Raw genomic sequence first — 13,019 nt, 5'->3', positions numbered from 1 at the left:
CCAATTTTCGCCCGACACCTTCATCTCCTGAAGACCCTTGTGCTTGAACACTAGACCTAAGTCTTAAAAAAACCTGTTTTAAGGCTAAATCACCACCAAATAACCATAAACCAATAGTCCCCTTCCTACTTTTTCTGTTACATTGATGTAATCTTCACGCGCAACGAAATAAAATATAAAGCCATGAAGCTAGAAAATTTAGACATAATTATTGCCGATGATCACCCGCTATTTCGTAATGCCTTACGACATGCCTTGAGTGGTCCCTTCTCTGACACCAACTGGTTTGAAGCAGACAGTGCCGATGCTCTTCAAAGCCTGCTTGAAAATAAAGATCAAGCCTATGACTTAGTCATGCTAGACCTTCAGATGCCTGGCTCCCACGGGTATTCCACCTTGATCCATCTGCGAACCCACTTTCCCGATCTCCCTGTCATTGTTATTTCGGCTCATGAAGATAATATGACCATCAGCCGTGCTATGCATTATGGTAGCTCAGGATTTATCCCTAAATCAGCTTCGATGGAAACACTGGCTGCAGCCCTGACCTCGGTGCTCTATGGGGATATCTGGTTACCGGATCATGCTGAGATACAGGAAATAAAGGAAGACGCGACGGATCTGATGGCTAGCAAGCTTGCAGATCTTACCCCACAGCAGTACAAGGTGCTGCAGATGTTTGCCGAAGGCCTACTCAATAAGCAAATTGCCTATGACTTAGGCGTATCGGAAGCCACCATCAAGGCTCACGCCACGGCGATATTTCGTAAGTTAGGTGTAAGAAATCGCACCCAAGCTGTTATCTCATTACAACAGCTAGAAATGGAAAAAGTGGAGCTCTAGTCAAACTCAGATGTAATTGAAGCAAAAAGCCAATCAGTTTAGATTGGCTTTTTAGTTTATGGATTAGCATAGAAACTCAATGAGGGAACATTAACGAAAGTGCTCCATCATGCGATAATAGGTCATTCCTAGTGCCATAGCCTGATTACCTAGCCACTCATTCATGGGAATACGGACATGTTTCATTCCGGCAAATAAATCAAATTCAGTTAACTGGCCTATAATAGCCTCGGACATGATCTCCCCCATGATATGGGACGTTGCGACCCCATGTCCTGAGTAGCCCTGGCAGTAGAAGACATTAGGCGATACTTTTCCTAGCAGTGGAATACGATTGACCACAATGCCGGCCATTCCAGTCCATTCGAATTCGATATCGACTCCCTTCAGGCGAGGAAATGTCCGCTCGATTGCCGGACGCAATTCTGCAGCCAGATTTTTCGAGTCCCGTCCCGAGTAATTGGTACCACCACCGAACATGAGACGGTTATCCGCCGTCATTCGATAATAGTCGAGTACAAACCGACTGTCATAAACAGCAACATCATGGGGGTTGATCGCCTTAGCCACATCTGCAGTGAGCTTTACCGTGGCGCAATTACCCAGAGACGCGGGAAACAGCATGCCACTGAGTTTATTACGAGCAAGTTTATGGTAGGCATTTCCCGCCAATAAGACGCTGTTAGCCGTGATAGACCCATGCTCGGTTTTGACCACAGGTAAGTCACCATCACAGATATCAATAACCTTTGAATGTTCGAAGATCAATGCACCTTGGCTCAGAGCCGCCCTCGCCTCACCGATGCACAGGTTTACCGAATGCAGATGCATGTTACGCCTGTTGAGCAAACCTCCATGGTAAAGAGGGCTCTCCAGATACTCAGGGATATTCTGCTTCGATAACAAACGCAGTTCATCACCCATACCTCTTGAGAGCGCTTCTTCAAAGGTTTTTTCCATCTCAGTCATATGAGCAGGTTTATAAGCAGTATGCAGATGACCAAACTTGAGATCGCAATCGATATTGTACTTTGCAACCCGGCGCTTGATAATCTCATGCCCACGCCACCTAAGGTTCCAGACATAATCCTCCGCTTCGGTGCCTATGGTGTTTCTCAGTTGTTTCGTCATGGCGGCGTCACCGGACAAACTGCCGGTCACCTGGCCGCCGTTACGCCCCGTTGCTCCCCAGCCTATTTTATTGGCTTCTAGAATAGCGACTTTAATGCCTCTTTCCGCTAACTCCACCGCAGTCGCAACACCGGTAAACCCGCCGCCTATGATGACCACATCGACTCGAATGTCTTCCTCCAGACGAGGATAATTCGTTTCCTCATTGATTGTGGCGTTATAGTAAGAATCACAGCGTTGTTCTGACATAGGGTTCTCCGTATGTTTGCTAAGGCAAATATTTCTGCCTTGATCGTTTAACATATTTTACAAGTGTAAATAATTTCAGTATATACAAGGCTAATTTCTCGTCAACACGCTTGATTGAAATATTTTACGAAAGTGGGCACTTGTTAGTAACAAAAAGTAGAAACAGGAGGACAAGACTGAAAGTCTTGTCTTTTAGGAGAGAAATTAATCTACAGAAGATAAAAGATGGGTATTATTTAGCAGTCCAATTTACTTGTGTGAGTAACGAGTCCTTGTCGAAAAGCTTAGCGCAGAACTTACCTTCTCTGTTGACGACTCCGACTCCTTTCGGCGTGCCAGTCATCACGATATCACCGTCAATCAAGCTCATAAAGCTCTGTATCTCGGTCAAGATCTGTTCAGGTTTATTCATCATTAGAGCCATATTACCAACTTGTATCAGCTCATCATTGATCATTAGTTCGAACGTCAGACTCTCACTGACATTCTCGATAGCAACAAATTCAGAAAACACCACTGAGCCATCAAATGCTTTGGCTCTCTCCCAGGGTAGCCCCTTGACCTTGAGCCGACTCTGAAGACTTCGTTTAGTAAGGTCTAATCCGAGTCCTACGGCACTAAATTGTCCGTGTTCAACCACGAAACATAATTCGGCTTCATAATGTATCGCCTCTTGATGAAAACTCGCCAGCTCAGCTGAGATAGCCGAATTTGGCTTAACAAACAGCACCATCTCATCGGGTACCTCATTATTGAGTTCCATAATGTGTTCGACATAGTTACGCCCTACACAAACCACTTTCGAAGGTTTTACCACTCTCTTATCGACGACTACAGTATTCATCTAGCTCCACTCCAAACATAAACCCACATTTGTCTATCAAAACACGTTTTATAAAACAGACCACAGGATAATCGCTGACTATCACATCACAAACCGACTTATTAAGTGCTGATTTCTATCATTTCACCAAACTCGAAATCAAGGCCCTCAGAGCTGCGGGCTTCACCATCTTAGCCATATAGCGATAACCCTTACGCTCAACATCATCCACAAGCTCTTTATTGGTATTAGCAGTAATAAGCACACCGGGGAGATGGCTACCATATAAGGCACGTATACCATCCATGGCATCGACACCATTTTCGTCATTATCCAAATGGTAATCGGCCAATACTATATCCGGAGCAACCCCCTTGAGGCCAAGTTTAATCCTCGCATCGGCAAGATCGGTGGCACAGATAACTTCACACTGCCAGCGACTAAGTAAGCTCTCCAATCCTGCCAGAATAGCTTCTTCGTTATCGATACACAGTACCTTAACGCCAGCTAAAGGCTGGATCATAGCGGTTGATTTTTTCACCTGTGGCTCAGAAATTGTCTTACCCAGCGGCACACGAATAGAAAAAACCGAACCTTGCCCAAGAATGGAAGCCACCTTGATATCGTGCTCCAGCACCCGGCTGATCCTATCGGCAATAGCTAAACCTAATCCCAGACCGCTAACGCTTTTACTGGTGGGATTATCCAGACGTTTAAACTCTTTAAAAATATCCGAGGTTTCACTCTCATCGATGCCACAGCCCGTATCCAGCACCTGAATTTCCAGGAAATCTCCCCGATGACGGCAGCCTAATAAGACGCGATTACCTTTGGCGTAGCGATAGGCGTTGGTCAAGAAGTTCTGCAATACCCGCCTAAGCAGACTCAGATCTGAGTTAATCGAGGCCGTACAAGGCACCATACTGAACTTAATCTGGTAATCTTGAGCCATAGCGGCAAATTCAACCGCCAGACCATCCAGCAATTCTGAGATAGCAAAGTCACGGCGATTGAGATCCACCACGCCCGAATCAAGTTTTGAGATATCCAGCAGATCCGTGAGCAATTCACCAGCAATTTTGAGCGAGCTATTGACATGGGACAGTGTCGTCTTGCTCTCCTGATCAAGATTTGGATATTGAGACAGGGAGGCGGTAAATAATCTCGCCGCGTTCAAAGGCTGCATCAAGTCATGACCCACAGCGGCTAGGAATTTACTCTTTGATGCGTTCGCCATCTCCTCCTGAGCCTTAGACTCCAATAGCTGACTGTTTAACATCGCCAGCTCATAGGTTCTCTCCTTCACCCTCGCCTCCAGTGAGTCATTTACCTCCTGCAGCGCTTTAGCATGTTCACGGTATTGAGTAATATCGGTGAAGGTCATCACGAAACCGCCACCAGGCATAGGGTTTCCCTGTATCTTGATCACCTTACCGTCTTGCCGCTCACGCTCCGACACATGGGCGGTACCGTTTATCATGTGCTGTACCCGCTTCTTGACTTGCTCCTCTATTTCACCTTGACCACAAAAACCACGTTCGGCGTTAAAACGCACCACCTCACCTATAGGCATTCCTTCTTTTAGGAAACCTGCCGGGTATTGATATAGCTCAGAATACTTATGATTCCAGGCCACTAGATTTAAGTCTTGGTCTACCACGCTCATGCCTTCATAGGCGTGCTCTATGGCTCCGCGCAGCATATCTTGGCTGAGGATTATTTTAGAAGAGGCTTCATCGACCAGGTTAAATACTTCATCAAGTGCCAGATCTCTGCCCTGCAGCACAGAATCCATCACTAAGGCCGCACTAGAGCCCCCTAGGACTCCAGCCAAAATATGCTCTGTATGAGCAATAAGCTCGGCAGGAGCCACTTTATGCCAACTGTCACTCTTCACTGCCTCTTCGGAAAATCGAGAGAAACTCTCATAGGCACGAGTCGGACTGACAAATCGGCTCGCCAAGATCAAGAGATCTTGCTGAGAGATCGGGGCTCCCTTGCGGCTGCTACTATCCTTCAGCTCTCCTGGAGTAACAAACTCACTGGCTTGCATACGCTCAGATACCCCGGCTCTAAACCAGATTGACCCTAAGATATAGCAGGCTAAGTTCGCGAGTAAGGCGGTTAAAATATCCCTTACATTAGGAGTAATCGCCTCGAGTAAACCAAAATCACTGCCAAACACACCGCTGGCATCACTCGCCCCCTTGGCTAAGATGTAGCACCATAGACCAAAGCCAACGAGCAGGCCAAGCAGCACTCCGGAGCGATTGCCGTGCTTCCAATACATGCCCCCTATGAGCGCAGGGGCCAGCTGAGCGAAAGCGCCGAAAGATAACATTCCCAAAGCCGACAGAGAGTCGCTGTCCATAAAGGTAAGATAGCTGAAATAACCTAAACCTAAGATAACAATAATCGACAAACGACGTGCATTGAGCAAAAACTGAGAAAACTGACTAAAATTTTTCTGCTTAATTTTCCCGGTGCGTAACATGATGGGGACTAACCATTCGTTACTCACCATCACGCTGATGGTTACTACAGCGACCACCACCATACCAGTCGCAGCCGAGAGCGTACCCAGTAGAGCCACTACCGCCAACATGGGTTGATCTAGGGCTAAGGGCAAGTTAATCACATAGGTATCGGCGGCAACCGAGTCCCCCAAAATCAACTTCCCAGCCAGGGCTAATGGCGCCACAAACAGACCAAACAACAATAGATAAATGGGAAATATCCAGCGCGCCTTTAATAAACTTTTCTCATCGATACACTCCACCATCATCACATGGAACTGTCTGGGCATGCACAGGAATGCCGCCATTCCCACCAAGAGTTGAGGCATCAGAGACTCCACTCTGAGACTAGGCTCGCTAATCAAGTTTCGCTCCGCTGCCTGACGCCAGATATCGCCGAAACCATCGAAATAGCCAAAACTGACCACCACACCTACGAGTAAAAATGCCGCTAACTTAACCAAAGACTCGAAAGCGATGGCCAACATCATGCCGGGATTATGCTCGGTAGCATCGAGTTTTCGAGTACCAAATAAGATAGCAAACATGGCGAGTACGGCTGTGATAACCAAAGATACCTGGGCACCGTCGAAAGGAGAGTCATCGGGCTGAAACAGATTAAGGCTAAAAACCATGGCCTTAAGTTGCAAGGCTATGTAAGGCATGATGCCAAAGAGCGCAATTAATGTGACGATGACTGCCAATAATTGAGACTTGCCATAACGGGCGGCAATAAAATCCGCCACCGAAGTGATGTTATGAGTTTTAGAAACTATCACCATCTTTCGAAGCAGTCCAAAACCTAAGGTAAAGATGAGAATAGGGCCAATAAATATCGGTAAGAAAGACCAGAGGTCCTGGGCCGACTGGCCAACTGTGCCTAGAAAACTCCAGGATGAGCAGTAAACCGCTAGGCTCAAACCATAGATCCACACTTGGATCTTCTTGGTTATTTTACTGAACCAACGCTCCGCTCCCCACGCCAGCAGGAAGAGCAGAAAAACGTAAAAAATGGCAATAACGCCTACCACTATGGTCAGATTCATTAGACTCTCATTTTTTTGTGCTTATTGTGCGTTAAATAGAAGATTAAATCTAGGTTATAGTTTATTGACAACAGACTAAAAACAAAGGATATTTTTGTACTAGACCAAGGTCTAATAGAGCAAATAGCATCGAAACCTACATACTAAACCCAATCTCATTAGATATAAGGGAAGCCCCATGAGCACGCAGTCTCTCTATAAAGTTCCCAGCGAAATCGCTGCAAACGCACATATAAACGAAGAAAAATACAAAAAAATGTACCAAGAGTCGATTGTGAATCCTGAAGGTTTCTGGAGAGAGCACGGCCAACGCATAGATTGGATAAAACCTTTCACTAAGGTAAAGAAAACTTCATTCGACGATCATAATCTGTCGATCAATTGGTTCTATGACGGCACACTCAACGCCTCGGCCAACTGTTTAGATAGACATCTGGAAAAGTATTCCGACAAGGTCGCCATCATCTGGGAAGGCGATGATGCTAAAGATCAACGCACTATTACTTATGGTGAATTACACAAAGATGTGTGTAAATTTGCCAATGCATTACGAAGCCAAGGCGTAAGACGTGGCGATGTCGTAACTGTTTATATGCCCATGGTCCCCGAAGCGGCTGTGGTAATGCTGGCCTGTGCTCGCATAGGTGCGGTTCACTCAGTGGTATTTGGTGGTTTCTCACCAGACTCTATTGCATCACGTGTCATAGATGGTAACTCTAAGGTTATCGTCACCGCAGATGAAGGCGTGCGTGCTGGTCGCATTATTCCACTAAAAGCCAATATTGATGAAGCTCTGTCTCATCCTGATGTAACTTGTGTAGAACGTGTCATCGTTCTCGAGCGTACTGGTGGCGATGTTAACTGGGAAGAAGGCCGTGACATCAAGTGGGATACTGTCATGGAGACAGCTTCTGAGCATTGTGTACCCGAAGAGATGGGCGCCGAAGATCCCCTATTCCTACTTTACACTTCAGGTTCAACCGGTAATCCTAAAGGTGTGTTACACACCACAGGTGGTTACATGGTCTACGCATCCATGACCCATGAATATGTGTTCGATTATAAAGACGGTGAAGTCTACTGGTGTACCGCTGATGTGGGTTGGATCACTGGCCACTCTTATATGGTCTACGGCCCGCTTGCCAATGGTGCAACCGTGCTAATTCACGAAGGGGTACCTAACTACCCAACACCTTCTCGTCTGGGTGAAATTGTCGACCGCCATAAGGTAAACATACTCTATACCGCACCGACTCTCATCCGCGCCTTGATGGCTGAAGGCAAGGAACAATTTGATAAATTCGATGGTAGCTCTTTGCGTATCATGGGTTCCGTCGGTGAGCCAATTAACCCTGAGGCTTGGCGCTGGTATAACGAAGTCATTGGCCACGAGCAGTGTCCCATTGTCGATACCTGGTGGCAGACAGAAACCGGTGGTATCTTGATCAGCCCACTTCCTGGCGCAATTGATACAAAGCCTGGCTCGGCAACACGTCCTTTCTTCGGCGTGCAGCCAGCGCTTGTCGATAATATGGGTAACATTATTGAAGGCGCAGCTGAAGGTAACCTAGTCATACTCGATTCGTGGCCCGGACAGATGCGTACCGTTTTTGGTGATCATGACAGGTTTGCACTGACTTACTTCAAGACCTTCCGCGGCATGTACTTCACAGGTGATGGTGCGAAACGTGATGAAGACGGTTATTACTGGATAACGGGTCGCGTCGATGATGTGATCAACGTATCAGGCCACAGACTCGGCACCGCCGAGGTAGAGAGCGCTTTAGTTTCACATGAAAGTGTGGCAGAAGCCGCTGTTGTGGGTTACCCCCATGACATCAAAGGTCAAGGTATCTACGCTTATGTCACGCTAACCAGAGGTACGGTAGAATCTGAAGAACTTCGCCAAGACCTGAGAAAATGGGTGAGAAAAGAGATTGGCGCCCTGGCGACACCGGATCTCATTCAATGGGCTGGCGGCCTGCCTAAGACTCGTTCGGGTAAGATCATGCGCCGCTTCCTGAGAAAGATTGCCGCTAATGAGGTGACCAACTTAGGTGACTCATCGACACTGGCTGATCCTGCTGTGATCGACGTCTTGATTGAGTCTCGTCTGAACCGCAGCGAATAACTAATCCCAGTCGTTATCCGACAGTAATCGTTAATTTTACCTAGCCCCTCCCAGGAGGGGCTTTTTATTGTCCAGATGAAACTCACTGAGCAAAAATTATTAGAGGGAAACATAGCGACACCATCTTCACACTGATATGCTTTGCCATCGGTATTTTGAACAGCAGATTTTTGTGCAATTAAGAGACTATCAACAACAAGCGGTCGACTCGGCGGTACAACATTTCAAGACAAGCCCGGACTCGGCCGTACTGGTGCTGCCTACGGGAGCGGGTAAAAGCATAGTAATTGCCGAGCTAGCCCGAATAGCCAATGGCAGAGTCTTAGTCTTAACCCATGTCAAAGAGCTCGTTGCACAAAATGCAGAAAAAGTCGGTATATTGACCACCGCCGCCGGGATCTATTCTGCTGGCTTGAATCAAAAATCCACCGAAGATAAAACCATAGTCGCCAGCATCCAATCTGCGGTGAGAGCGCCGGAGAAGTTTACCACCCCATTTTCTCTGGTGATCATAGATGAATGTCACAGGATAAGTCAGGATAAAGACAGCCAATACCAACAGCTGCTGATACACCTCAAGAACATCAATTCCAAAATAAGGCTGTTAGGACTCACTGCAACCCCCTATCGGCTAGATCTCGGTTGGATCTATCGTCACCACTACCATGGCAAGGTAGGCAACCCAGACAAGGCAGTATTTGAACAATGCATCTTCGAGCTACCCATGCGCCCCTTAATAAAACGCGGCTACCTGAGCACACCTAAAATATTCGATGGTCTCAGTGCCCAATATGATTTCAGCTCCCTTAAGACCTCTACGAGCGGCCAATATCAAGAAGCCAAAGTCAATGACCTACTCAGTCACTGCGGTCGGGCAACAACAGCTATCGTGAAGCAACTGATACAGATAGGCGGCAGCAGACAAGGTGTGATTATCTTTGCCGCCACTGTGCGTCACGCCGAAGAGATACTCAAACTATTACGTAAAGAGCAAGCAGCCCTGATCACAGGCAAAACCAGTACAGAGCAGCGCGATAGCCTGATTGAAGAGTTTAAGGCCAAAAAGATTAAGTACCTGATAAACGTCGCCGTGTTAACCACAGGCTTCGATGCCCCCCATGTGGATCTGATCGCCATCCTACGCCCGACGGCTTCAGTAAGCCTTTTCCAGCAGATGGTCGGTCGAGGCTTAAGGATATGTGAGGGAAAATCTGAGTGCCTAATCATAGATTATGCCGCCAACGGCTACGATCTCTATTTTCCTGAAGTGGGTCAAAACAAGCCAAACAGTAAATCTGTACCGGTACAGGTGCATTGCCCTGTCTGTGATTTTGCTAATATTTTCTGGGGGCTGGTCGATGACGATGGAGATATTATCGAGCACTTTGGCCGACGATGTCAGGCGTTAATCGAGCAAGATGACCAAAAGAACCAATGCGATTTCCGGTTTAGATCTAAAGCCTGTCCAAACTGCAGCGAAGAAAATGATATCGCGGCCAAAATCTGTCACAGTTGCGATGCCATGCTGATCGATCCTGACAAGCGCCTCAAAGAAGTGCTGCAACAAAAGCATCATCATCTGTTTAAATGCGATGCCATGTTATTCGAAGAGGAAAAAGACAAACTCAAAATCAGATACATAGATATCGACGGCAATGATTTTTGTCAGTATTTCAATTTTCAGACCAAGGCGCAGATCCGCGCCTTCTATGCCATATTCGTGTTATCACACACCCGAACACCTGGGCTAAAGCATCCAAGATACAACAAGGTACAAGAGGTAATTGCAACCCGAGAGCTATTTCGTAAACCAGATATGCTGCTACTCAAAAAGCATAAAAAGGGCTGGGATCTACAGGAAACCTTCTTCGATTATCAAGGCCGCTACCAAACTGAGAATAAGTTTCTCCAATAGGGAATATGCAATTTAAGTGGTTTTGTGGTATAAAAGTGGCGACTAAATTTTCAGGAGTTAATATGTTTGTCGTAATTTTTGGCCGTCCAGGCTGTCCTTACTGTGTTAGAGCGGTACAACTTTCTGAGCAACTCGTTGAAGCTCGCGATGACTTTAAATTTAAGTACATCGATATTCATGCAGAAGGGATTAGCAAAGCGGATCTTGAAAAAACAGTCGGTAAGCCTGTTGAAACTGTCCCGCAGATCTTCATCGACAAAGAACACGTCGGTGGTTGCACTGAGTTTGAACAGTATGTCAGAGACAATCAATTACTTTCAGCTCCGGCTTAACTTATAAGATTGCACTCTCAACTGAAAAAGGAGGCTTAAGCCTCCTTTTTTGATCTTGCTGTTTTATAAACTGATATATGAATTGGTATTAGAGTACGTATTTCACCGAGAAGATGACACGGTTTAACTCGCCATTATCCCCATTCTGTTTGGTGTTCTCTGCATACATGTACTCCACACCCACTGTCATAGGCTTAACAGGTGAATAGAGCAAGTTAACGTAACCGGAATAAGATTCCTTGTTTACCCCTCCCCCTGTTAGCGCTTCATTGTTATCGGCCTTAAAGCCTGAAAGCGTGAAGCTTGAACGCCACTTATCAGTCCACCAATGACGATATGAAGCAAAACCACCATAAGAACTAATCGTTTCAATCTCACCATTAGCATCTAATACACCGGCATTAGCGTAGTTCAGTGCCATGTAACGACCTAAACCATCTCCGGCAGTAGCAGACAGCTTTATGTCATCGTCACCGACAGGAATAACTCCAGTGAAGCTCACACCATAACCCATCTCTTGCGTATCAAGGTTATCTATCTCAACATTTAGCTGTCTCGCTAAACCAGCTACGGTGAACTTTGCTCCACCTTCAGTCTTGAAGTTATAACGAGCCACAAAATCAGGCACCATACCACTACCACTAGTGATACGAGAACTTGACCCACTATCAACATAACTGTTTACTGTGGTTTCTGGATTCTCTACCGCAAACTGGAAGCCACCATTGGTATAACGGACCATAGTTTGGCGGACAAAAGGGGTACCTTCGGCTGCACCGACAAAGTCCAGATTCTCAGGAAGTGCGCCAGGGTTCTGGAAGGTTGTCCAGGTCTGACCCACTGTCCAGTTGTCATAACTAACAAAGGCCTGCCTGATACGAGGAGAGTAGCTGTTAGATACTCGCTCATTGCCATCGGTATGAGTCATAAAATCAAGCTCGATAAAGCCCGTTAATTTATGCCCATCTAGATTTGTGCTGGTCTTAAAATTAAAACGGGACTCACGAGCCTGAAAGTCGACAACTTGATTCCCATTACTCGGATCCCCATAGATAGTGCCTGGAACATAGAACTGTCTGGACAGGTTACCGGAATCAGGAGCGCCATTGCTGTAATCACTGAACATCACATCAGCTTTGACATAGCCTCCAAACTTAAACTCTGTATCACCTGCTTGTGCCCCTGAGCTGACTGCTAGCATAGTCGCCATGGCTACAAGACTCATTTTTGCTTGTCTCATTATCTCTCTCCCGTAACATTATTATATTATTTACAAGAATATGAACTAGATAACAATCGAACAACATTGGCAATACGTCTATAAGACAAAAGTATAACGGCGAGATCTAAAGTAATAAGCTACCGCTTTTATCGGCACTCCCTTTGGGGATATCCTATAAAGTGCAGTAGTTGATATAGTAGTTGATGTAGCGTGAACGGCAGGTTTTTTTTATTTTAGATGGGAAGGATTCGAACCTTCGACCAATTGCCCTCTTAAAGCAAGAATTAAGTGTGAAGCCAACAGCCTATTCACTTAAAACCAATCACTTATAAGAAGCTAACTGCCCTTTCTGGTATTACTTAATATTCTGAATAACTAATTGGGTGGATTATATAAAACAAAATTTTAGGAAGGAAAATCAATTTGAACCAGAGTTAGGGGTGACCACTAGAAGAGTGGTGGGCCGTAAAGGATTCGAACCTTCGACCAATGTGGTAGTTAAAAGTAAAGCCAACTACGCTCTTATTAAAAACATCAACTGAGCTAACCTATTTCTACCTTCTCCATTTTAACCACCAGGAGAGTGGTGGGCCGTGAAGGATTCGAACCTTCGACCAATGTGGTAGTTAAAAGTAAAGCCAACTGCGCTCTTATTAAAAGCATCAACTGAGCTAACCTATTTCTACCTTCTCCATTTTAACCACCAGGAGAGTGGTGGGCCGTGAAGGATTCGAACCTTCGACCAATGTGGTAGTTAAAAGTAAAGCCAACTGCGCTCTTATTAAAAGCATCAACTGAGCTAACCTATTTC

General features: G+C 46.0%; 8 protein-coding genes and 3 tRNA genes. 4 read left to right on the top strand and 7 right to left on the bottom strand.

Annotation, left to right across the window (positions count from 1 at the left end; all coding sequences use genetic code 11):
• Positions 1-183 precede the first annotated feature (183 nt).
• On the top strand, positions 184-843 hold the full coding sequence (locus tag sps_RS02590) for a response regulator transcription factor (protein ID WP_077751044.1): 660 nt from the start codon (positions 184-186) through the stop codon (positions 841-843).
• 90 nt (positions 844-933) lie between these two features.
• Here sps_RS02590 and sps_RS02585 read toward each other — a convergent pair whose 3' ends face one another.
• From sps_RS02585 to sps_RS02575, 3 genes are all read right to left on the bottom strand, one after another.
• Entirely contained in the window at positions 934-2,223 is a 1,290-nt protein-coding gene (locus tag sps_RS02585) for an NAD(P)/FAD-dependent oxidoreductase (RefSeq protein WP_077751043.1), read from the bottom strand.
• A 232-nt stretch (positions 2,224-2,455) separates the two neighbouring features.
• Positions 2,456-3,067: a fumarylacetoacetate hydrolase family protein gene (locus tag sps_RS02580; RefSeq protein WP_077751042.1), complete on the bottom strand. Its 612-nt coding sequence runs from the start codon at positions 3,065-3,067 to the stop codon at positions 2,456-2,458.
• A gap of 118 nt (positions 3,068-3,185) precedes the next feature.
• Positions 3,186-6,608 (bottom strand): hybrid sensor histidine kinase/response regulator, encoded by a 3,423-nt coding sequence (locus sps_RS02575; RefSeq protein ID WP_077751041.1) that lies wholly within the window; start codon positions 6,606-6,608, stop codon positions 3,186-3,188.
• A 178-nt stretch (positions 6,609-6,786) separates the two neighbouring features.
• Between sps_RS02575 and acs the strand changes: the two genes are divergently transcribed.
• From acs to sps_RS02560, 3 genes are all read left to right on the top strand, one after another.
• Positions 6,787-8,739 carry an acetate--CoA ligase gene (gene acs / locus sps_RS02570; RefSeq protein WP_077751040.1) on the top strand — a complete coding sequence of 651 codons (1,953 nt, stop codon included), beginning with the start codon at positions 6,787-6,789 and terminating at the stop codon, positions 8,737-8,739.
• A 136-nt stretch (positions 8,740-8,875) separates the two neighbouring features.
• Positions 8,876-10,654 (top strand): DNA repair helicase RadD, encoded by a 1,779-nt coding sequence (gene radD, locus sps_RS02565; RefSeq protein ID WP_077751039.1) that lies wholly within the window; start codon positions 8,876-8,878, stop codon positions 10,652-10,654.
• A gap of 62 nt (positions 10,655-10,716) precedes the next feature.
• Entirely contained in the window at positions 10,717-10,986 is a 270-nt protein-coding gene (locus sps_RS02560) for a GrxA family glutaredoxin (RefSeq protein ID WP_013051073.1), read from the top strand.
• Between the two features lie 88 nt (positions 10,987-11,074).
• Here the strand turns inward: sps_RS02560 and sps_RS02555 are convergent, their stop codons facing one another.
• From sps_RS02555 to sps_RS27975, 4 genes are all read right to left on the bottom strand, one after another.
• The gene (locus sps_RS02555; RefSeq protein WP_077751038.1) at positions 11,075-12,226 is read right to left on the bottom strand and encodes a DcaP family trimeric outer membrane transporter; all 1,152 of its coding nucleotides are present in this window, start codon (positions 12,224-12,226) and stop codon (positions 11,075-11,077) included.
• Between the two features lie 438 nt (positions 12,227-12,664).
• A tRNA-OTHER gene (locus sps_RS27985) sits at positions 12,665-12,757 on the bottom strand.
• Between the two features lie 35 nt (positions 12,758-12,792).
• Positions 12,793-12,885 (bottom strand) — tRNA-Ser (locus tag sps_RS27980).
• A 35-nt stretch (positions 12,886-12,920) separates the two neighbouring features.
• Positions 12,921-13,013 (bottom strand) — tRNA-Ser (locus sps_RS27975).
• Positions 13,014-13,019: the final 6 nt, after the last annotated feature.

This window comes from Shewanella psychrophila (assembly GCF_002005305.1).
GTDB classification, from domain to species: domain Bacteria; phylum Pseudomonadota; class Gammaproteobacteria; order Enterobacterales; family Shewanellaceae; genus Shewanella; species Shewanella psychrophila.
The sequence above is the reverse complement of the archived record's forward strand: the minus strand, read 5'-3'. Positions and strand labels throughout refer to the sequence as shown.